Genomic DNA, 22,202 nt, shown 5'->3' with positions numbered 1-22,202 from the left:
CGCCAAGCACCGCGCGGTTTACTGCGCGTGGCCGCTGGCTTGGCACGACTTCCGAAACTGGCCGGGCGTGACGTCGAACAGTTGATAAAAACAGCTGCGAAAATGGGAGATACTGACGAAGCCCGTGGCCACCGCCACCTCGGCCACGGGCTTGTTGGTTTGCTGCAGCAGCTGCCGCGCTCGGGTCAAGCGAAGCTCCATGTAGTAGCGCGAGGGGTTGGCATCGACGTACGTGCAAAACATGCGCTCTAACTGACGTCGCGAAATGTTGACCCAGTTGGCGATTTCGGCAATCGTCAGCGGCTCTTCGATATTGTTCTTCATGAGCTGCAAGGAGACTTTGAGCTTTTCGGGTAGGGTCGGGTTTTGGTCGACGTTGAGCGTCGAGATATCCGGCGAATCGAGCCCCTTGTCGCAACTCAACATCTCCTCCACCGCCGCGACCACGGCGTTGCCGCAGTCCGCGCGCACCACCTCGAGCATCATGCTCAGCGAACTGCTGGCACCGGCGCAGCTCAGCCGGTTGCGGTCCACGATGAAGCTACGGCTGGTCACGGCGACATCCCAAAACTGCTCGGCCATCATCGCCCGACCATCCGGATGATAAGCGCACTGATAACCGCTCAGCAGCCCCGCCTCTGCCAGAAAATAGGCACCGTTCCACAGCCCACCCAGCACGATGCCCTGAGCATCGGCGCTTCTCAGCCGGTTACGTAGCAGCGGCGTCGACTTGGGCTGCACGCGCAGCCCCCCGCAGACGATCAACACATCGACCGGCGGTGCAGCGCTATCGAACGCGTCGAGCGATAGGTCGGTGGTCACCTCGATGCCCAAGTCGGACATCGTGGCGCCCGACTCGCCGCCCACCACCACCACGTCGTACAGCGTGGCGGCTTTCATCAGGTTGGTGGTCACCAGCGCATCCACCGCGCCGGTAAGCGCCATCATCGAAAAGTGCTCCAACAGAACGAATGCGACGCGACGCGTGCCGTGGGGCGTATCACGCTCCTCGGAAGGCGTAATGTAGGGCAAATTCTTGCTCTTTAACGTGCTAGAGAACCGGTCTCGCATGTGCCCTCGATGTCCATTGGCAGCCGTGGTTTTTCTCGAACGTCGTTCACGAAGGAGGGTCGATCGCGTCGAGCACTTCGTCTACCGACATCACCTCACCGCACCGGCTGGGGGCGTACCCCGGTAGCTGGCTGACGGCCTCCTGGAAAGGCGCACCGCGCAGCGTCTTCAAAAAGAGCTGAACGCGGGGCTCTTTCAAGGCGCGGTGGTGGCAGGCCAGCAGGTAATCCTCGGTGGCCAGCGGAAGGAAATCGAGCCCAAATTTTTGGGCGGCTGCCTCCACCCCAAAACCGACGTCGGCCATGCCGGCCGCCACGTAGGCGGCGACGGCGGAGTGGGTGTACTCCTCGATATCAAAGCCGCGAATCTGATGACTAGGCACGTGCGACTCTTCCAATAGGCAGTCTAGCAGCGAGCGTGTACCTGACGAGCGTTGACGATTCACGAAGCGAATGCCGCTCGCGTTCAGCGAGGTGATCGCGTCGATACCCAGTGGGTTACCGCGGGCCACCATCAGCCCCTGGGTGCGGGCAATGAAACCGATCACCCGATGCTGCTGGGGCTTGAGTAGACCGTCATACGTGGCCCTCACACGTTCGCCGACCGAGCCACGCGGCAGATGAAACCCTGCTACGTCGCACGCCCCTCGCTCGAGCGCGACCAGCGACTCATGGGGGCTACAGTACTGCAGATCCAGCGGCAGCGCTTCCAGGTGCTTGGGCAACAGCTCCACCGCAAAGCCGTGGCTGGCGTGCAGCCGCAGCACCGACGAGGCTCCCTGGCAAAGCTGCTGAATGGTGAGGTTGAGCTCCGAGCCGAGACTTTCCAGCTGTGGCCCTAGACGAGCCATCGCGCGCTGTTCGGCCCACAGCAGTTTTTCGCCGAGCAGCGATAGCTTGGCACCGCGTCCCCGTTGGAGTTCCACGAGCGGCACGCCAAAGAAATCGTCGCCCTGACGCAATACGTTCCAGGCATGCCGGTATGAGACACCCACCTCTGCGGCGGCTTTGGTTAACTTACCCCGTCGATAGACCGCGCCCAGCAGGCGAAGTAACTGTACGTCGAGCTGATGTCCCGCCTCGTCTCGAAAGCACCAGCTAGGAATGACGGAGATTTTTTTCATTGGCACAAACTTTCATATTTTTTAGCTCGTAACTTGATGCTAGCGTGAAATTAACCGTGATGCACGCGAAATGACCATTCAAATATAGGCAAAAACGTGCATATTTATAATCAACAATTTGCACCGGGGAGAGACATGATGAACGGGTCTCCAAAATGGTCGCTGCCGTCGATCCAAGCCGAGATCGATGCGCTCAAACACCTACCAGGCGCGCTGCTACCGATCCTCCACGCCTTGCAGGATCGCTTCGGCTTCGTGCCATCAGACGCCATTCCCCTGATCGCCGAGTCGCTGAAGACGACCCGCGCGGAGGTGCACGGCGTCATTACCTTTTATCACCATTTTCGCACCACGCCGCCAGGCCGCCACGTAGTACAGGTGTGCCGCGCCGAAGCCTGCCAGGCGGTCGGTGGGCGGGCGCTCGAGGCCCACGTGAAGGCGCGCCTGGGGGTCGATTACCACCAGACCACCCCGGATCGAGAGATCACCCTGGAAGCCGTTTACTGCCTGGGCAACTGCGCCTGCGGCCCGTCGGTCCGCGTGAACGACGAGGTACGCGGCCGCATTACACCCGAGGCGTTCGATACCCTGATGGACGAGCTACAGACGCAGCCCCTGGAGATGATCTCATGAGCGTGCGCGTCTTCGTTCCCCGGGAAACCACCGCGCTGTCATTGGGTGCCGATACCATCGCGCGCCGCCTGGAGCGCGACGCCGCCGCCCGGCACGAGGGCATCACCCTGGTGCGCAACGGCTCGCGAGGGCTGTTCTGGCTAGAGCCCATGATCGAGGTGGAGACCCCCAAAGGGCGCTTCGCCTACGGGCCGGTCACGCCCAGCGACGTCCCCGAGCTGCTCGATAGCGGCCTGCTGGAAGGCTGTGTCAGCCATCCGCTGGCGCTGGGGCGCACCGACGAGATCGAGTACCTCGCCCGCCAGCAGCGCCTGACCTTTGCCCGTATCGGCATCACCGACCCGCTCTCCATCGACGACTATCAAGCCCACCGCGGTTTCGCCGGTTTGGAGGCCGCACTAACGCTGACGCCTCAGGCTATCGTCGATGAAGTGAAGGCGTCCGGACTACGCGGGCGCGGCGGCGCGGCGTTCCCCACCGGCATCAAGTGGCAAACGGTACTGGATGCCCCCGCCGACCAGAAGTACATCGTCTGCAATGCCGACGAGGGCGACTCCGGCACGTTCGCCGACCGACTGGCCATGGAGTGCGACCCCTACATGCTCATCGAGGGCATGACCATCGCCGGGCTCGCCGTGGGCGCCACCCAGGGCTATATCTACCTGCGCTCGGAGTACCCGCTGGCGAAAAAAGTGCTCGACGAGGCCATCGCCCGCGCCGAACAAGCGGGCTACCTGGGTGACGACATTCGCCAGAGCGGCCACACCTTCCACTTGGAAGTCCGCCTGGGGGCCGGTGCCTATATCTGCGGCGAGGAAACCTCGCTACTCGAAAGCCTGGAGGGCAAACGCGGCCTGGTGCGCTTCAAACCGCCGCTACCCGCCATCGAGGGGCTCTTCGGCCGCCCCACCGTCGTCAATAACGTTCTCTCGCTGGCCGCCGTGCCGTTCATTCTTGCCGAGGGCGGCAGCGCCTACGCGAACTACGGCATGGGCCGTTCGAAGGGCACGCTGGCGCTTCAGCTAGCGGGTAACGTCAAGCGTGGCGGACTGGTGGAGCTGGCCTTTGGCACCACCTTGCGCACGCTGATGGAGGAGTTTGGTGGCGGCACGCTCACCGGTAAGCCGTTGCGCGCCGTCCAGGTAGGCGGCCCGCTATGCGCCTATCTGCCCGAGAGCCAATGGGACATGCCGCTGGATTACGAAACCTTCGCCGAGGTAGGCGCAGGCATTGGTCACGGCGGCGTGGTGATGTTCGACGACAGCGTCGACATGGCCGAGCAGGCGCGCTTCTCGATGGAGTTCTGCAAGGTGGAGTCCTGTGGTAAGTGCACCCCCTGCCGCATTGGCTCGACCCGTGGCGTAGAGGTGATCGACCGCATTCGCGCCGACGACAATCGCGAGGCCAATCTCGCGCTGCTCAGTGACCTTTGCGACACGATGGTGGATGGCTCGCTCTGCGCCATGGGCGGCATGACCCCATTCCCGGTACAGAGCGCGTTGAAACACTTCCCCGGCGACTTCCAGCGCCCGGCGAATGGAGAGTACTCATGATCCAACATTTCGATCCCCGCCGTCAGGCCAACAGCGTCGACTTCAGCCGCGACTTCGGCACCCCCGCGCCAGCCCCCGGTGCGGCCAACGTCAACCTCGAGATCGACGGTGTCACGCTCAGCGTGCCGGAAGGCACCTCCGTACTGCGCGCCGCCGCCCTTGCCGATATCAGCATCCCCAAGCTCTGCGCCACCGACAATCTCGAGGCGTTTGGCTCTTGCCGCCTGTGCGCCGTCGAAATCGAAGGGCGTCGCGGCCTGCCCGCCTCCTGCACCACGCCAGTCGCGGAAGGCATGAAGGTAACGACGCAAAACGCGCGGCTCGCCAAGCTGCGCCGTAACGTGATGGAGCTCTACATCTCCGACCACCCGCTGGACTGCTTGACCTGCCCGGCCAATGGCGACTGCGAACTGCAGGACATGGCGGGTAGCGTCGGCCTGCGCGAGGTGCGCTACGGCTTCAGCGGCGAGAACCACCTGGAAGCGGTCAAGGACGAGTCCAACCCCTACTTCACCTTCGACCCGAGCAAGTGCATCGTCTGCTCGCGCTGTGTGCGCGCCTGTGACGAGGTGCAGGGCACCTTCGCGCTGACCATCGACGGCCGGGGCTTCGACTCCAAGGTGTCGGCGGGCCAGAACGACGCCTTCATGGACTCGGACTGCGTCTCCTGCGGCGCCTGCGTGCAGGCCTGTCCCACCGCCACGCTGATGGAGAAGAGCGTAATCGACCAGGGCGTGCCGGACAGAAGCGTGGTGACCACCTGCGCCTACTGCGGCGTGGGCTGCTCCTTCGAAGCGCAGATGAAGGGCGACAAGCTGATCCGCATGGTGCCCTACAAAGGCGGCGACGCCAATCACGGTCACTCCTGCGTCAAAGGACGCTTCGCCTTCGGCTACGCCACGCACAAGGATCGCATCCGCGAGCCCATGATCCGTGACAGCATCGACCAGCCTTGGCGCAGCGTCTCCTGGGAGGAGGCCATCGGTTTCGCCGCCCGCCGCCTACAGGGGACCCAGGCGCGCTACGGTCGCGAAAGCATCGGGGGTATCACCTCTTCCCGCTGCACCAACGAAGAGACCTATTTGGTTCAGAAGCTGATTCGTGCGGCGTTCGGCAACAACAATACCGATACCTGCGCGCGGGTATGCCACTCGCCCACCGGCTACGGCCTGAAGACCACGCTGGGCGAGTCGGCCGGCACGCAAACTTTCGACTCGGTGATGAAGGCCGACGCGATCATCGTGATCGGCGCCAACCCCACCGACGCCCACCCGGTGTTCGCCTCGCAAATGCGCAAGCGCCTGCGCCAAGGGGCCAAGCTGATCGTCGCCGACCCGCGCCGTATCGACCTCTTGAAAACGCCGCACATGGGCGAGGCCCAGCACCTGCCGCTGCGCCCGGGCACCAACGTCGCGCTGGTCAACGCGCTGGCCCACGTGGTCATCAGCGAAGGCCTCGAAGACACGGCCTTCGTGGCTCGGCGCTGCGATAGCGAGGCGTACCAGAGCTGGCGCGCCTTCATCGAAGACCCGCGCCACTCGCCGGAAGCCAGCGAAAGCATCACCGGCGTGCCCGCCGAGGCCGTGCGCCAAGCGGCACGCACCTACGCCACCGCCGACAACGGCGCGATCTACTACGGCCTGGGCGTCACCGAGCACAGCCAGGGCTCGACCATGGTGATGGGCATCGCCAACCTCGCCATGGCCACCGGCAACATCGGCCGCGAAGGCGTGGGTGTGAATCCGCTGCGCGGCCAGAACAACGTGCAGGGCTCCTGCGACATGGGCTCCTTCCCCCACGAGTTGCCGGGCTATCAGCACGTCGCCGACCCCATCGCCCGTGGCCGCTTCGAGGCCGTGTGGGGCGTGAAGCTCGACGACGAACCGGGCCTGCGCATTCCCAACATGTTCGATGCCGCCATCGAAGGGAGCTTCAAGGCGCTCTACGTACAGGGCGAGGACATTGCCCAGTCCGACCCCAACACCCAGCACGTCGAGGCAGCGCTCTCGTCGCTGGACTGCCTGATCGTGCAGGATATCTTCCTCAACGAGACGGCCAAGTTCGCCCACGTACTGCTGCCGGGATCGAGCTTCCTGGAGAAGAACGGCACTTTCACCAACGCCGAGCGGCGCATCAACCGGGTACGTAAAGTGATGCCCGCCGTGGCGGGCATGGAAGATTGGCAAGTCACCCAGGCGCTGGCCAACGCCCTGGGCTACCCGATGCACTATACCCATCCCTCCGAGATCATGGATGAGATCGCGCAGCTCACCCCGAGTTTCGCGGGCGTTAGCTACGCCAAGCTGGAGGAGCACGGCAGCCTGCAGTGGCCATGTAACGCCGACTACCCGCTGGGCATGCCGACCATGCACGAGCACGAATTCCCCATTGGCCTGGGCCGCTTTGCGATCACCGAGTACGTGGCGACGGAAGAGCGCACCAACCGCCGCTTCCCGCTGCTACTCACCACCGGCCGCATTCTCAGCCAGTACAACGTGGGCGCCCAGACCCGGCGCACCGACAATCAGTACTGGCACGACGAGGACGTGCTGGAGCTACACCCGTCTGACGCCGAGGTACGCGGCGTGCGCGACGGCGACTGGCTGGGTATTACCAGCCGCTCAGGCCAGACGGTGCTGCGCGCCCGACTCAGCGAACGTATGCAGCCCGGAGTCGTCTATACGACCTTCCACCATCCAGGTAGCGGGGCGAACGTGATCACCACGGACAACTCGGACTGGGCCACCAACTGCCCCGAATACAAAGTGACCGCCGTGCAGGTAGAAAAAGTCAGCCAGCCATCGGCTTGGCAACAGCGTTTCAACGCCTTCGATCAGGCCCAGCGCGACCATTTGGCCAAGGCGCACCAGGAGGCGCCATGAGCGCAGCGGACACCCGCCATGCCTCGGCTTCGGCCGAGGCCGCGCTCATGCGCCTGCCGGTGGAGGAGCGCCGCGGCAGCAACGGCTGGCATGCCGACACCCACGAGGATGGCCTGGCCCTGGAGCAGCCGGTCGCGCTGGTCTACAACGGAATTTCGCACGCGGTGATGATGGCCAGCCCGACGGATTTGGAGGCGTTCGCGCTGGGGCTTAGCCTGACCGAAGGCATTCTGCACAGCGTCGACGAGTGCTACGACCTGGAGGTTCACGAAGCATCCGGCGGCCTGGCCATTCACCTCACCATTGCCAGTCAGCGCATGGCCGAGCTCAAGCAGCGACGGCGCAGCCTGACCGGGCGGACCGGCTGCGGGCTGTGCGGCACCGAAGCGCTGGAGCAGGCCATCCGCCCGATCCCAGCGGTCACCGCGCCGTCGCTGAGCGACGCCGCCATCCAGCGCGCGCTTCAGGAGCTGTTCGCCCACCAGCCGCTCCAGGCCGTGACGGGCGCCAGCCACGGCGCGGCCTGGTGCGATCTGCAGGGACGCGTTCAGCGGGTGTGCGAGGACGTGGGGCGCCATAACGCCCTCGACAAACTGATCGGTACCCTAGCGCGCGAGAACGCGCCTTTGGCCAGCGGCTTCGTACTGGTCACCAGCCGTGCCAGCTACGAGATGGTCCATAAATGTGCCAGCGTGGGCATCGGCGCCCTGGTGGCCGTCTCGGCGGCGACGTCGCTGGCCGTTGAGCAGGCCCAAACCGCAGGGCTCTTTCTGGCAGGCTTTGCACGGCCCGGCCGCCACTTGATCTATCATCGCCCCGCCACGGCGGCGGTGGCCCATGGCTAAGGAGCCACACCATGTCGTCGAACCACGAAAAGCAGCTGGTCAACATGACCAATCAGATCGCCGCCAACCTGGGCGGCGGCCGCGATGAGGAGGCTGCCGCCGCCGCCACCTGCCGTCATCTGGAGACGTTCTGGGCGCGCTCGATGAAACAGCGCCTAGTCGCCATCTCCAAGCACGACGATAACGACCTCTCTTTGCTGGCCAAGCGCGCTGTCGATCTGTTGGAAGAGCGGCTTGCCGAGCGCCAAGCGGGATAAGGCAAGCGCCCATGCAAGCGGGGTTGCCCAAGGGCAACCCCGCTTGCCTCGCTACGGACGCTTACGCCTCCGCTAAGTTGCGCCCAGGCGTGCCCGTCTCGAATGCCAGCACGTTTTCGAACGCATCGCCAAAATAGAGCTCGTAGCTATCTTTCTCTACATAGCCCAGGTGAGGCGTGGCCAGAAAGTTGGGCAGCGCCAGCAGCGTATGTTCCACCACCGGCTCTTCATCGAACACATCCACGGCGGCCATGCCAGGGCGACCCGCTTTCAGCGCTGCTTCCAACGCGCCCGCCTCCACTAACGGCGCGCGGCTGGTATTCACCAGCACGGCGGTTGGCTTCATGCTGGCCAAATTCGCGGCCGTCACGATGCCGCGGGTTTCCGGGTTCAAGCGCAGGTGCAGGCTGAGCACATCGCTGCGCTGGAAGAAATCCTCTTGCGAGGCCGCGACCTCAAGCCCCGCCGCAGCGGCCCGCTGGCGGGTGCCTTCACGTCCCCATACCAGCACGTTCATCTCAAACGCCTGGCCGTAGCGGGCGACCAACTGACCAATTTTGCCGTAGCCAAATACGCCCAGCGTGCGCCCTTTCAAGCCAGTGCCCAGGGTCCGCTGCCAGCGGCCTGCCTGGAGGTTTGCCACCTCTTCGGGAATGCGTCGCATGGCCGAGAGCACCAGCCCCCAGGTCAGCTCGGCCGCCGCATAGGGCGAGCCGGTACCGGCCAGTACCACCACACCGTGCTCGCGGCAGGCGGCCATGTCCACATGGGCCGCGCCGCCGCCGGTTTGGCTGATCAGCTTGAGCTTGGGTAGCCGCGCCAGCAACGACGCGGTGATCGGCGTGCGCTCGCGAATCAGCACCAGCGCGTCGGCGTCTTGAAAGCGCTCGACCAGCGCGTCTTCCTCGCTGACGGTGTCGTTGTAAATGGTGACCCGGTGCCCCGCCAGCTTGGCGAAGGCATCGAGTTCACGCACGCAATCCTGGTAATCATCGGGAATGACGATGTGCATCAAAGCGGCTCCTTGCTCGGTGAACGCGCTAAAGAGCGATCCCCTTTAGCGGCATGGCTAAAAAACCGCTGCCAGGCGAAGATGCCGACGATGACGGCAATACCTACGACGTCCGTCATGACCTGACCGTTGATCAGCATCAGCGCGGCAAACAGCAGCAAACCGCGCTCTATCCAGGAGCAGGGGCGGGCAAAGTAGCCGATCGTCGAGGCCGCCAAGGCGATGATGCCCAGCACTCCCGAGGCCACCGCCATGGCGATGTCCAGCTTGGAGCCCTGCCCGAGCAGCGGCGGATGGTAGATAAACATAAACGGAATCAGGAAACCGCCCAAGGAAATTTTCGTCGCCGTCAGTGCCGTACGGAACCAGTGGGATCCCGCAATCGCCCCGCCAATGTAGGCCGCCAGCGCCACCGGAGGCGTCACACCCGACAAAATCGCAAAGTAGAGAATGAAGAGGTGAGCAGAGAGGCTCGGCAAGCCCGCCTCGACAAACGCAGCGGCGACCACTGACGCCGCCAGCATATAGGCGGCCACGGTGGGTAAGCCCATACCGAGAATGATGGCCACCACCATCGCTAGTAGCAGTGTGACCAGCACGTCACCGCCGCTCACCATCAAAATCAGCGAGGAGACTTTCAGCCCAAGCCCGGTGATGCTGATCACCGCCGCAATGATCGCTACGCTGCCGATGATGACCGCAATCATCGCCGCGGTCATTGCCCCGGCTTCCAACGCGGCCGGTAGCGATTTCACCCGCTCCCAGAGCGTGCCTTGGCTGCGCGGCGACACCAGGTACAGCCCCATGGCGGTGAAGTAAGCCGCCACGGCGGCGGTAGTGGGCGTGTAGCGCAGCACCAGCATGGTAATCAGCACCACTAGCGGCAGCAGCAGGGTTTCGACATTGAAAAGCCCCTCCCGCAGCGTCGGGCGCTGGTCTTTCGGGATCGGGTTCAACCCCAGGCGTTTGGCTTCGAAGTGAACGCTCATCCAAATGGCAAGGTAGAACAGCAGCGCAGGAATCAGCGCGGCGCTGATGATATCCAAATAGCTCGTGGAGATGACGTCAGCCATCACGAACGCCGCGGCGCCCATGATCGGCGGTAGGATTTGCCCACCCGTCGAGGCAGAGGCCTCCGTGGCGGCCGCAAAGCGCGCGCTGTAGCCGTTTTTCTTCATCAGCGGAATGGTGAATACGCCGGTAGTGGCGACGTTGGCGGCGGTACTGCCGCTGATGCTGCCGAACATCGCGCTACACAGCGTAGCGGCTTTGGCTGGGCCACCTGCCATACCGCCCGTCGCGGCATTGGAGAGGCGCATGAAGGTGTCACCGCCACCGGTGGTGACCAAAAGCGCGCCAAACATGATGAACACGACAATGACGGTAGACGAGGTGCGCATCAGACTGCCGAAAATGCCGGTCGGCCCTAGATAGAAGGTGGCAACGAGGTCATCCCAGCGGAACCCACCGTGCCCCCAGACGCCGGGCAGATGTTGCCCAAAGGCGGCATAGGCCAACGCAATCAACACCAAAATGGGGAACGCGAGGCCAATCGCCCGACGGCAGGCTTCCAGCAACAGTAGAATCGCGCTCACGCCGAAGACAAGATCCAGCGTCGTGGGCATTAAGTAGCCCAGCTGATAAATGATGCGATCGAAGTGATAAACGTAATAGGCGCTGATCACCACGCTCAATAAAATCGGAATGACATCGAACCACGGAATGCGCTGGGTATCCCGCACGCGGCAGTGGTACGCCAGAAAGATCAACGGCAGCGCAAACAGCAAATGCACCGCATTTTGGGTGTTCACCGGCCCAGTGACGGCGGTATAGAGGTGGAAAATGGCCATTGCCACCGCCGCCGTGCGGGCCACCATAAACCAGGCGCCGGTAAGCTGCCGCTTGCCTGCATCCTCCTGGTATTTTTCGACGACTGATTCTTTTGCGGTTTCCATGGGGGAACTCCCGCGCCGCCTATCAAGGGGAGGCTAGGCGGCGCGTCAGGCTAGTAGCAAACCACCCCGCCCCTAGAAGAGCGGGGGGCATGGGCGGGTTACTGCGCTTCAGGCGGAATGATGTCGGCGGGGATCTCCAGCCCTAATTCCTGGTAGTAGCGCAGCGCGCCAGCATGCAGCGGGAAGGTGGCCGTATCGACCACGGTTTGAGGATCGACGCTGCCCGCAGGTTTGAAGGAAGCAGCCACTTCGTCGTGATTTTCCCAGTAGGCTTTGGTGAGTTCATACACGGTATCGGCATCGAGGTCGGTGGTGGCCGCAATGCCCATGTAAATGCCCAGCGACTGCGCTTCGCTCATGCCGGTGTAGGTGTCGGCCGGCACGATGGCGGGCGACAGGAAGGGCAGCTCAGTGGTCACCGTCGATACTTGCTCATCGGTGAGTGACAGCAGCTGTAGCGGCCGCGAGGAGTGCACTTCGGTGAACAGCGGAATGGGCGGTACGCCGTTATAGCTAAAGCCCACTAAACGACCATCGGTGACCCCTTCCGCCGCATCGTTGACGCGCATGCGCTGGAAATCGGGCTCGATGCCTAGGATGCCGAACACCTGCTCGGTGATGTACTCGCCACCCCCGCCGATGCTGCTGGGGTTGAAGCGCTCACCGTTGAGGTCTTCGAAGGTCTCGATGCCACTGTCCTGACGAACGGCCCAGTGCATGGTCGAAGGCGCAATCCAGTACACCAAGCGCACATCGGGGTTGGGCATATCGGCAAAGCGGCCTTCTCCGTTGTACTGTTCGTAGCCCACTAACGCCTCGGTGAAGGCCAGATCCAGTTCACCGTTGGTGAGGCGTATGGCGTTTTCGCGGGTGCCGCCGGTTTCCCGCACGGTAATTTCGTAGGGCGTGTTGGCGCTGATCACCCGTGCGCCTTCAGAAATACCAAAGAACCAACCCGTGCCCGTTGGCACCGAACCCATGTTGAGTGCCGTTTGCGCTTGGGCAGTCGCAGCGGTCAGCGCGCTGACGGCCAGCAGAGAAGCAGGAAGTACGTGGCGTAATTTTAGCGTCATCATTGTTATGTCCTCAAAGCGTCGGGAAGCATGTTGTGATGTTGTGTGCTGTGGGAGGCCTGGACTGCACCTCTCCCGAGAACCGAGTCAGCAAGGGGAGTCGCTTAACGGTGACTAAAGTGATACCGCCAATCCAGAGAGCTGTACATTGGTCATTGATGAACCTGCCTTCTCCAAACGCGAAAGCAGCGCCGCCAACGTGGCGTCAAAGCGTCGTTGAAGCGCCGTTGGCGGCCTGAGTCAAATGCTCCACCAGCACTCGCGCCGCCATGGAAAGCCGGTCTAAATCTTTGACATAAATACTCAGCTTGCGCCGTGCCCAGTCGTCCTCGATCGGTAACACGGTCACGTTGAGCCCATCCACGTACTGACGAATCGCCCCACGAGGCAGCACGCCGACGCCTAGCCCCGCCTGTACCATCAGGCAGAGCGCATCGTAGCTGGTCACCTGAATACGAATACGTAGCGTTTTGTTGGCTAGGCTGGCTGCCCGCATGATCTCTAAGTTAATTGCGCTGGCGGTGTGTAGACCCACGTGGGGGTAGTCCAAACATTCTTGAAAAAACACCCTCTCCCGCGTGGCCAACGGGTGATGCTGGGGCACCACCAGCACCAAATCATCGACATGGTAGGGGAACTCGATCAGGTCATAGCCGTGCAGCATCTGCGCGCAGACCCCGATGTCGGCGTTGTTGTTCATCACTTCACGGGTGATGATCGGGCTGACCTTCTCTTCCAACTGCACGCCAATATCCGGATGCCGCTCGAAAAAGGCACGCATTTCATGAGGCAGGTATTGGGTGATCGCCGACATATTGGCGAAGACCCGCACGATGCCTCGCTGGCCGCTGGCGTAATCGCGCATCTGCAGGTCGAGGTCTTCTAAGTTGTGCAGAACGCCTCGGGAAAGATTGAGCAGTGCGCTGCCCGCAGGCGTTAGCTCGATGCCCCGGTTATTGCGCTTGAGCAACGGCGTATTGAAGTACGCCTCCAGCTCGCTCAGGCGCTTACTCACCGCAGAGGTCGCCATGAACGATGCATCCGCCGCGCCAGTGATGGTGCCCAGCTCGGCCACTTTCACGAACAGCTTGAGCGAGGTGGGATCGAGTTTCATGAGAGCTGCCGCGCCAAGTCGAGGAAGTCTTCTGCGACCAAATCGAAGCAGGGGTCGACGCTCAAGTCCGGCGTGGAATCGGGCCCAAACTCCAACGGGCGCTTCACGAAGGCGGTGCGCATACCCTCCCGGTGAGCGGCCTGCAAATCGTCTTGATGGGCGGCGACCATCAATATTTGCGACGGCTTCAGGTCGAGTAGATGGGCCGCCATGTGGTACACCTCCGGGTCGCGCTTATAGTGCCCGGCAAGCTCCGAGGAGAGCACGCAGTCCCAGGGTAGCCCCGCATGGCGCGCCATGTTCACTAGCAGCGAGATATTACCGTTGGAGAGCGTGGCCAAAATATAGCGCTGCTTGAGCTGCGTTAGACCGTCCACGCTGTCTGGCCAGGGCCTCAAGCGGTGCCACACGCGGTTGAGATGCGCTTTTTCGGCGTCATCCAACTGCTCGGCAATATCAAAGGCGACCAGCAGTCGGTCGAGGGTCATGCGGTGCAGGTCATCCAATTTGGTCCAGGGCAGCTCGCCTTGGCGGACGCGGTTCATCGCGGGGGCGTAACCAGCTCGCCACTCGTCGGCAAACCGCGCCCAGTCGATAGTCAGCCCTTTGGCCTGGTTCAACCGTTCACCTTCGCGGATGACGCTACCGCGCCAATCCACCACCGTACCGAACACATCGAAAGTGAGCGCTTTAATCTCGTGGGCAATGCCTGTTGTTGTCATGGAGTCTCTCCGATGGCGCCTGTAGAAGTGAGCAAGTGATCGACCAAGTGGCGAGCCACTACGGGCAGCGCTGCGTAGTGGCGCATACCGATCACCAGCTCGCGGGTGGCCCAGTCGTCGGCCAGCGGTATCATGCGCAGCTTGAGATCGTTCAAATCGCGGTACAGCGTGCGCTGCGGCAATACGCCGATGCCCATCCCGTAATGAATCATGCGGCAAATGGCATCGAAGCTGCGCACCTGTATACGCATGCGCAGGGTGCGTCCCGCTTGGCTCGCTTGCTCGTGGAGCAGGGATTGCAGCGAGGCATCCTGCTGCAAACCGACAAAGTCGTACTCAGCGGCCTGATGTAAATAGAGTTTGTCATGCACCGCCAGCGGATGGTCGTGGGGAGTCACCAGCACCAGCTGATCGCGCCGGTAAGGACGCACTTCCAGCTCGTCGGCGGCGACGTGGCTGGCGAAGATGCCGATATCCGCCACGCCATCGCGCACGGCGGTAATCGCCTCGCTGCTGGTGCGCTCCTGCAAATCGATTTTGATTTGCGGGTACTCCATGGCAAAGGCGCTCAAGTCTTGCGGCAAAAACGCAATGATGGCCGAGGTATTGGAGTGAATGCGCACATGCCCCCGCACCCCTTCCCCATACTCGCTCAGCTCCGCCTGTAGCCGTGCCACGTCCTCCAAAATACGTCGGGCGTGGTGTAAAAACGCGCGCCCCGCCGGGGTCAGCTCCACGCCGCGGGGGCGGCGATAGAGAAGCTCGGTGCCCACCAGCGTTTCTAAATCGCTCACCCGCTTGCTCACGGCCGCCAGCGCCAAGTGTTCGCGCTCGGCAACGGCGGTCAATCGCCCTTCGTCGGCAATCGCGACGAACAGCCTCAACGTTACAAAATCGAATCGCAGCATCACGTTTACCACGTCGTTATGGAGTAGGCCATACCGGTCGCCTGCGAAAGGGTTCGTCGCTGGCGAACGTCTAGTTCCTGATTGCCTAATTGTGATGCTCAGCAGGCTCACAGATGCTTGAGGAACAACAAGGCATACAGACACGCTGACGCGACGGCTCAGCATTACCAGGAGCGTTCATTATGACCACCCGCCAGCTTCCTCTCGATGGCCTTAAAGTCGTAGAGCTTGGCCAGCTCATCGCCGGGCCGTTCGCCACCAAGCTGTTGGGCGAATTTGGCGCCGACGTGATCAAAATCGAGCCGCCCGGCACCGGCGATCCCCTTCGCAAATGGCGTATTCTCGAAGAGGGCACCTCGCTGTGGTGGCATGTGCAAAGCCGTACCAAGCGCTCGGTCACGCTGGATCTGCGCAGCGAAGAGGGGCAAGAGATGGTGCGCCGCTTGGCCGCCGAAGCCGATGTCATCGTCGAGAACTTTCGCCCGGGCACGCTAGAGGGCTGGGGGTTGGGGTATGAGGCCCTCTCCACGATCAATCCGAAACTGATCATGGTGCGCGTGTCCGGTTTTGGCCAAACCGGCCCCTACCGCAACAAGCCCGGTTTTGGGGTGATTGGTGAAGCCATGGGGGGACTGCGTTATCTCACCGGCCACGCGGGCGAGCCGTCGGTACGCGTAGGCGTGAGCATTGGTGATTCGCTCTCGGCGCTTTACGCGGTCATCGGCACACTGCTGGCCCTACAAGAGCGCCAGCGCAGCGGCTTGGGGCAAGAGATCGATGTCGCTCTGTACGAATCCGTGTTCGCCATGATGGAGAGCCTGCTGCCGGAGTTCGACGCCACCGGCCAGGTGCGCGAACCGAGCGGCAGCGCGCTGCCCGGCATTACCCCCTCCAACGCCTACCGTACCTGCGAAGGCGAGTATGTGCTGATTGCCGGTAATGGCGACAGCATCTTCAAGCGTTTGATGGGCGTGATTGGCCGTGACGACCTCGCCAACCATCCTGCCATGGCCCACAACGATGGCCGCAGCCAGCACGCCAACGAGATCGACGCGGCCATCGAAGCCTGGACCCAGACCCGCCGCCGCGACGATATTCTCAGCGCCTTGGACGACGCCCGCGTACCGGCGGGCTTCCCCTACACCGCCGCCGATATCGCCAACGACCCCCACTACCTCGCCCGGGAGATGATTCAAACCGTCACCCGCGCCGATGGCCGCCCGCTCAAGGTACCGGGCGTACTGCCCAAACTCAGTGCCACGCCCGGCAGGCTGGGGCAAGGCGGGCCGTCGCTCGGCGCGCATACCGATGACGTACTCGACGAGCTGGGCATCGATGCCGCCACCCGCGACAAGCTACGCCAAGCGGGCATCATCTAAGTGGAGACCCCCATGACGACGTTACAAATCAACGAAGTGGCCCCGCGTGATGGCTTTCAGAGCGAAGAGCGCTTCATCCCTACCGAGCAGAAAATTGCGCTGATCGATGCCCTCACCGCCACCGGCATTGCGCGTATCGAAGCGACGTCTTTCGTTTCGCCCAAAGCCATTCCCAACCTGCGCGATGCCGCCGACGTGGTGAGCGCCATCCAGCGCCGCGAGGGCGTGGACGTGACCGTGCTGGTGCCCAATCTCAAAGGGGCCGAGCAGGCAATGGCGTGTGGCGTGGACGAGATCAACCTAGTCATGTCGGCCAGCAACGCCCACGGCCGCGCCAACCTGCGCATGACCCCGGAAGAGTCGCTGACACAGTTCGGCGCCATCCTTCAGGCGGTGCGCGGTAGCGGCGTCTTCATCAACGCTTCGCTCTCCACCACCTTTGGCTGCCCGTTCGAGGGGCACGTGCCCGAGGCACGCGTGTTCTCCCTCGTCGAGCAGCAGCTAGCGCTGGGCGTCGAGGGCGTCACGCTGTGCGATACCACCGGCGTGGCAAACCCCGCCCAGGTAGAGGCGCTTTGCCGCCAAGTGCTCGAACGCTTTCCCGGCGTGCCGTTTACGCTGCATTTTCACAACACCCGCGGCATGGGGCTGGCCAACGCCTTAGCGGCGTGGCAAGCGGGCATTACCCGGTTCGATGCCTCGCTGGGCGGCTTGGGCGGCTGCCCGTTTGCCCCTGGTGCCACGGGCAATGTTTGCACCGAAGACCTCGTGCATATGTTCGAGCAAATGGACGTTGCCACCGGCGTGAATTTGCCTGCCTTGCTGGACATATCCGCCACGCTACCGGCATTGATTGGCCATGAAACGCCCGGACAAGTGGTGAAAGCCGGCAGCGCAGATCGTCGTTACGCCCTGCCTTGAATACGTTTTTCCCCTACCTCCTCTGAGCTTTCGATAACAACGACAATCGGATAACTGACCATGACCTCAACCTCCTCTGCTCAACCGTTAAATCTTGCCCAGCAACTGCTCCAACGCCATCTCGTCAGCGGTGAGCTAACCCCGGGCAGTGAAATTGCCCTTCGCATCGACCAAGCCCTGCTGCAAGACGTGCTAGGCACGCTGGTCATGTTAGAACTAGAAGCCATGGGGCTCGATCGTGTGCATACCGAGCCCAGCGTGCAGTACATCGACCACGGCTTGGTGCAGGCCGATAACCTGAACGCCGAAACTTACTTGTTTTTGAAAAGCGCCTGCGAGCGCTTTGGCGTGTGGTATTCAGGCCCCGGTAACGGCATTAGCCACCCGGTGCATATGGAAAACTTTGGCGTGCCGGGCCAATCCATCGTCGGTTGCGACAGCCACACCACGGCGGCGGGTGCGCTCGGGATGCTGGCGATTGGTGCGGGCGGCATCGAAGTAGCCATGGCGATGGCCGGCGAACCGCTGTATGTCACCATGCCGAAAATTTGGGGCATCAAACTGGAAGGCCAATTGCCCGATTGGGTCTCGGCGAAGGACATCGTGCTGGAACTTTTGCGACGCCACGGCGTGGCGGGTGGCAAAAACACCATGATCGAGTATTACGGACCGGGGCTTGCGCATCTTTCTGCCATGGACCGCCATGTATTGGCCAACATGGGCACCGAAATGGGCGCCACGGCCACGGTCTTCCCCAGTGACGAAGAGACCCGGCGCTTTTTAGCCTCCCGAGGCCGGGAAGCCGACTGGGTGGCGCTGGCCGCCGAACCCGGCTGCCACTACGACCTGCACGAAACGCTCGACCTCAGCCAGTTGGAGCCCATGATTGCGCTACCTTCTAGCCCCGATAACGTCGTCACCGTGCGCGAGGCAGCAGGCCAGCCGCTGCATCAGGCCTACATCGGGTCGTCGGGCAACCCGGGGTTTCGAGATTTTGCCGTGGTGGCCGAGATTGTACGCGGCAAGCAGGTGGCCGACGGAGTTTCGCTCGATATCAATCCCTCTTCCCGCCAGGTGCTGACCTCGCTCATCGAGCAGGGTTACCTGGCCGACCTGGTCGCCAGCGGCGCTCGGCTGCACCAGGCGGGCTGTAATGGCTGTATCGGGATGGGCCAAGCACCCGCCGTGGGGCTCAACAGTCTGCGTACCGTGCCGCGCAATTTTCCCGGGCGCTCCGGCACGCGGGAAGACAGCGTGTTCTTGTGCAGCCCTGAAACGGCGGCGGCCTCGGCCATCCAGGGTGTCATCACCGACCCGCGAACCCTCGACATGCCTTACCCCCGCCCCCAGGAGCCCGTCCAGGTCAAGGTGGACCGTGACATGTTCAAGGCTCCGCTTCCCCTTGAAGAAGCCCGGTTGAAAGCGCTGCAGAAAACCGACAACACCCCCGCGCTGCCAGAACTCAGCCCGCTGCCCCATCGTCTCGACATTCCCGTCCTGCTGGTCACGGGAGACAATATCTCCACCGACGACATCATGCCCGCCGGACAGCGGGTGCTGCCGTATTGGAGCAGCGTGTATGCGTCGGCGCCGTTCACGTTCGAGGCGGTCGACCCGACCTACGCCGAGCGCGCAGACAGCACCCGCACCCAGGGCGGGCACGCAATTATTGGCGGGGCGAATTACGGGCAAGGCTCCAGCCGCGAGAATGCCGCACTGGTGCCACGCTATTTGGGGCTACAGGTGGTGGTCGCGAAGAGTTTTGCGCGGATTCACTGGCAAAACCTGATCTGCTTCGGGGCTCTACCACTGACGTTTACCCGCGAGCAAGACAATGCCCTACCCGCAGAGGGCGACCGCTTGGTGATCGAAGATCTCTATGAGCAACTGGAGTGCGGGGACACGCTGACCGCGCATGTCCCCGGTAAAGGCGAGCTGACGCTACATCATGGTCTCAGCCCCCGCCAGCGGGAGCTGATCGCGCAAGGTGGCGTGATCAACCACCTGCGCCAGCGTCACGCTTAGAACTCTTCCCAGTCGTCTGCGCTATGCTCGGCAGACGACGGCTTGGCGGCCAGGGCTGGACGCTTGAGCTCCTGGCCCGCCCCCGTGCCGTTGGCGCCGCTGGCGGGCAACGCTTGGCGCGCCCCGCTGCGTGACGGCGCTGAGGCGCTGTCTTCTCCTAGCACGAACGAGTTGATCAGTTCGTTCAGGTGCTCGGCGTGGCGGCGCATGTCCGCTGCGGCGGTGGTGGCCTCTTGCACCATGGCGGCGTTTTGCTGCGTCATGGTGTCCATCTCGGCCACGGCGGTGTTGATCTGACCAATGCCACTGCTCTGCTCTTTGGCCCCCGCGCTGATTTCACCGATCACGTCAGTGACCTTCGAGACGCTTTCGACGATGTCACGCATGGTGGCCCCTGCACTGCGGACCAGCTCCGCACCGGTGTGGGTGTGCTGTACGGATGCATCGATCAGCTCGCGGATCTCTTTCGACGCGTTACTGGAGCGACTGGCTAGCGTGCGAACCTCCTGAGCCACCACCGCAAACCCACGACCGTGCTCCCCTGCGCGGGCGGCTTCGACCGAGGCATTAAGCGCCAGAATATTGGTCTGGAAGGCAATCGCGTCGATCATCGTGATGATGTCACTGATACGCGAGGCGGAGTCGTTGATATCGCGCATGGTGCGCTCGACCTGCCCCATGGCCTCTTCGCCTTGGTGCGCCACTTCGGCGGTGGACTGCACTAACTTGTTGGCCTGCTGGGCATTATCGGCGCTGTGGTTCACGGTGGACGTGATCTCTTCCATGGAAGCCGAGGTTTCTTGCAAGTTGGCCGCTGCCTGCTCGGTGCGCGTCGCCAGTTCTTCCGAGCTGTGGGAAATGTCGCCCGCCGAGTGGTAGACGCTTACGGTGCTGCGGCGTACGTCGCGCAGGGTATCCTGCATGCGGCCAGCAAAGGCGTTGAACTGGACAGCGAGATTCCCCACTTCGTCGTTGCTCTCTATGGTAAGACGACGGGTTAGGTCACCACGACCCTGGGCAATATCAAGCATGGCATCAGCAGCGCGTTTAATCGGGCCTACCAAACGACGAACGAAAGCATACGTCAGCATGGCTATCGCGATGAACAAGGCAGCCGCCATCAGGACAGTGATCCCGATAGAGTCACGTAAATCGCTCATTGCCCGTGTTTCGATCTCGGCCAAGGCGTTTTCCATATCCACCACATAGACCCCCGCACCGATCAGCCAATCCCACTTTTCGAGGCGCCCCACGAACGAGTGCTTCGTTTCCATGGCTTGCGTGCCGGGGTGATCCCATACGTAGCTATAATAACCACCTCCGCTACGAGCAAGCTCGATGATGTCACGAATCAAATAGGTGCCATCGGGCGTTTGCGCATCGATCATATTGGTTCCCTCTCGCTCTGGAGCGGGTGCCGTGACGATATTGTTACCGTCGAAGTCATAAATGAAGAGATAGTTGTTATCTTCAAACCGCATAGCACGGATGATACTGGCCACTTCTTGTTTCGCCGCTTCATCGTTAGGCCCTGCTGCCTCATAGATCGGGGCAATGGCCGTCATGGCCACTTGGACAATGTCTTGGACGGCTGCTCGGCGCTCTTCGATCAACATGTTGCGCTGTTCGGCCAACATCTCCTGAGTATCTTGCGTGCGGCTATACGCATCAAACGACACCAGCGCAACGGTGACCAGCAGCAAAGGAAGCAGCACCAACATCAGTACTTTGGTTTGCAGACTCGAACGGCGCTTTTTCAGCGTGGAGGGGGGATTACTCGTCATGACGTTTCTTCCAATGGAGTCGTGGTCAGATATTTGAATTTTTGTAAATTCATTATCGACCTACTTGCCATCAGCTTTAGCTTGGGATGCGTTTTTTAGTTTATGGACAGTAAATTAGCGTATGAACAGCCGTTTCATAACATGGGTTAAGGTTATCGATCGATTATCGGTTCATGGTGTCGAAGTGGTGGCCAGGGACGGCCCGTTTTGGCGCGGTGCCAGCCACGAAACAACGCTGCCCAGCACCGGGTTTCCCGGGCTGGGCAGCTTTTTTATGCGTCTTTTATGCGTCGAGCGTCGTGAGCAGTTAGGCCGTGGCCACCTGCGGGCGTCGCTCCTCCAGCATGCCTTTATCGAGAATGAAGCGAATGATCTCTTCGAGGCCCACGCCGTCGTAGAGATTGGTGAACACGAACGGCCGCTCGCCGCGCATTTTCTTCGAGTCGCGCTCCATCACCTCCAGCGAGGCGTGTACCTGCTCGGCGATGTCGATCTTGTTGATGATCAGAAGGTCCGATTTGGTGATGCCCGGGCCCCCTTTGCGGGGAATCTTATCGCCAGCGGACACATCGATGACGTAGAGCGTCAGGTCGGAAAGCTCGGGGCTAAAGGTAGCAGAGAGGTTATCCCCGCCGGATTCGACCAGCACCAGCTCCAACTTAGGATGACGGGCGTGTAACTCATCGATGGCCGCCAAGTTCATGGAGGCATCTTCCCGAATCGCCGTGTGCGGGCAGCCGCCGGTTTCGACACCGAGAATGCGGTCGGCGGGCAGCGCATCGTGCTTGAGCAGGAAATCGGCGTCTTCGCGGGTATAGATATCGTTGGTGACCACGGCGATATCGTAGTGGTCGCGCAGTGCCGAGCAGAGTTGCTTGAGCAGGGCGGTTTTGCCGGAGCCGACCGGGCCACCCACGCCAACGCGTAAACAGTGAGTCATGATGT

18 protein-coding genes are annotated in these 22,202 nt (G+C 62.2%); 8 read left to right on the top strand and 10 right to left on the bottom strand.

Annotated elements, in window-relative coordinates; genetic code table 11:
* Positions 1-18: 18 nt before the first annotated feature.
* Positions 19-1,032 (bottom strand): GlxA family transcriptional regulator, encoded by a 1,014-nt coding sequence (locus MHM85_RS09975; RefSeq protein ID WP_239285808.1) that lies wholly within the window; start codon positions 1,030-1,032, stop codon positions 19-21.
* 85 nt (positions 1,033-1,117) lie between these two features.
* Positions 1,118-2,194 (bottom strand): substrate-binding domain-containing protein, encoded by a 1,077-nt coding sequence (locus tag MHM85_RS09970; RefSeq protein WP_219862175.1) that lies wholly within the window; start codon positions 2,192-2,194, stop codon positions 1,118-1,120.
* Between the two features lie 138 nt (positions 2,195-2,332).
* Here MHM85_RS09970 and MHM85_RS09965 point away from each other — a divergent pair, with 138 nt between their 5' ends.
* From MHM85_RS09965 to MHM85_RS09945, 5 genes are read left to right on the top strand one after another with little or no spacing between them, the layout of a single operon-like run.
* The gene (locus MHM85_RS09965; protein ID WP_219863964.1) at positions 2,333-2,827 is read left to right on the top strand and encodes a formate dehydrogenase subunit gamma; all 495 of its coding nucleotides are present in this window, start codon (positions 2,333-2,335) and stop codon (positions 2,825-2,827) included.
* Positions 2,824-4,380, top strand: a complete 1,557-nt coding sequence (locus MHM85_RS09960) for a formate dehydrogenase beta subunit (protein ID WP_219862177.1) — start codon at positions 2,824-2,826, stop codon at positions 4,378-4,380. The genes MHM85_RS09965 and MHM85_RS09960 overlap by 4 nt, the downstream gene beginning before the upstream one ends.
* Complete coding sequence (gene fdhF, locus MHM85_RS09955) at positions 4,377-7,262, top strand: formate dehydrogenase subunit alpha (protein WP_239285806.1); 2,886 nt, start codon at positions 4,377-4,379, stop codon at positions 7,260-7,262. The genes MHM85_RS09960 and fdhF overlap by 4 nt, the downstream gene beginning before the upstream one ends.
* Positions 7,187-8,107 (top strand): formate dehydrogenase accessory sulfurtransferase FdhD, encoded by a 921-nt coding sequence (gene fdhD, locus MHM85_RS09950; RefSeq protein ID WP_239285804.1) that lies wholly within the window; start codon positions 7,187-7,189, stop codon positions 8,105-8,107. The genes fdhF and fdhD overlap by 76 nt, the downstream gene beginning before the upstream one ends.
* Positions 8,108-8,118: 11 nt before the next feature.
* Positions 8,119-8,364: a formate dehydrogenase subunit delta gene (locus MHM85_RS09945; protein ID WP_219862182.1), complete on the top strand. Its 246-nt coding sequence runs from the start codon at positions 8,119-8,121 to the stop codon at positions 8,362-8,364.
* Positions 8,365-8,425: 61 nt separating this feature from the next.
* On the opposite strand, the gene MHM85_RS09940 is transcribed toward MHM85_RS09945, so the two are convergent.
* From MHM85_RS09940 to MHM85_RS09915, 6 genes are all read right to left on the bottom strand, one after another.
* Positions 8,426-9,376: a D-2-hydroxyacid dehydrogenase family protein gene (locus MHM85_RS09940; protein WP_219862184.1), complete on the bottom strand. Its 951-nt coding sequence runs from the start codon at positions 9,374-9,376 to the stop codon at positions 8,426-8,428.
* Positions 9,376-11,331, bottom strand: a complete 1,956-nt coding sequence (locus MHM85_RS09935; protein WP_219862186.1) for a TRAP transporter fused permease subunit — start codon at positions 11,329-11,331, stop codon at positions 9,376-9,378. The genes MHM85_RS09940 and MHM85_RS09935 overlap by 1 nt, the downstream gene beginning before the upstream one ends.
* A 98-nt stretch (positions 11,332-11,429) precedes the next feature.
* Positions 11,430-12,407, bottom strand: a complete 978-nt coding sequence (locus MHM85_RS09930) for a TAXI family TRAP transporter solute-binding subunit (protein WP_139525947.1) — start codon at positions 12,405-12,407, stop codon at positions 11,430-11,432.
* Positions 12,408-12,609: 202 nt separating this feature from the next.
* The gene (locus tag MHM85_RS09925) at positions 12,610-13,518 is read right to left on the bottom strand and encodes a LysR family transcriptional regulator (RefSeq protein ID WP_219862188.1); all 909 of its coding nucleotides are present in this window, start codon (positions 13,516-13,518) and stop codon (positions 12,610-12,612) included.
* Positions 13,515-14,240 (bottom strand): haloacid dehalogenase type II, encoded by a 726-nt coding sequence (locus tag MHM85_RS09920; protein ID WP_239285802.1) that lies wholly within the window; start codon positions 14,238-14,240, stop codon positions 13,515-13,517. The genes MHM85_RS09925 and MHM85_RS09920 overlap by 4 nt, the downstream gene beginning before the upstream one ends.
* Positions 14,237-15,148, bottom strand: coding sequence for a LysR substrate-binding domain-containing protein (locus MHM85_RS09915; RefSeq protein WP_219862193.1), 912 nt, complete (start codon positions 15,146-15,148; stop codon positions 14,237-14,239). Before MHM85_RS09915 ends, MHM85_RS09920 begins: the two co-directional genes overlap by 4 nt.
* A gap of 182 nt (positions 15,149-15,330) precedes the next feature.
* On the opposite strand from MHM85_RS09915, the gene MHM85_RS09910 reads away from it, so the two are divergent.
* From MHM85_RS09910 to MHM85_RS09900, 3 genes are read left to right on the top strand one after another with little or no spacing between them, the layout of a single operon-like run.
* Positions 15,331-16,527, top strand: coding sequence for a CoA transferase (locus MHM85_RS09910; RefSeq protein ID WP_139525951.1), 1,197 nt, complete (start codon positions 15,331-15,333; stop codon positions 16,525-16,527).
* 12 nt (positions 16,528-16,539) lie between these two features.
* Complete coding sequence (locus tag MHM85_RS09905) at positions 16,540-17,448, top strand: hydroxymethylglutaryl-CoA lyase (RefSeq protein ID WP_139525952.1); 909 nt, start codon at positions 16,540-16,542, stop codon at positions 17,446-17,448.
* A 60-nt stretch (positions 17,449-17,508) separates the two neighbouring features.
* On the top strand, positions 17,509-19,473 hold the full coding sequence (locus MHM85_RS09900; protein WP_139525953.1) for an aconitate hydratase: 1,965 nt from the start codon (positions 17,509-17,511) through the stop codon (positions 19,471-19,473).
* On the opposite strand, the gene MHM85_RS09895 is transcribed toward MHM85_RS09900, so the two are convergent.
* Together MHM85_RS09895 and ureG are read right to left on the bottom strand one after the other, a co-directional pair.
* Positions 19,470-21,257, bottom strand: a complete 1,788-nt coding sequence (locus MHM85_RS09895) for a methyl-accepting chemotaxis protein (protein ID WP_139525954.1) — start codon at positions 21,255-21,257, stop codon at positions 19,470-19,472. The two genes, MHM85_RS09900 and MHM85_RS09895, sit on opposite strands and share 4 nt — an antisense overlap.
* A 307-nt stretch (positions 21,258-21,564) precedes the next feature.
* Complete coding sequence (gene ureG / locus MHM85_RS09890) at positions 21,565-22,197, bottom strand: urease accessory protein UreG (RefSeq protein WP_139525955.1); 633 nt, start codon at positions 22,195-22,197, stop codon at positions 21,565-21,567.
* Between the last annotated feature and the right edge of the window lie 5 nt (positions 22,198-22,202).

The sequence above is a fragment of the Halomonas sp. McD50-4 genome (assembly GCF_022348135.1).
Classification (GTDB): domain Bacteria; phylum Pseudomonadota; class Gammaproteobacteria; order Pseudomonadales; family Halomonadaceae; genus Vreelandella; species Vreelandella piezotolerans.
This window is presented reverse-complemented; position numbering and strand designations above follow the sequence as displayed.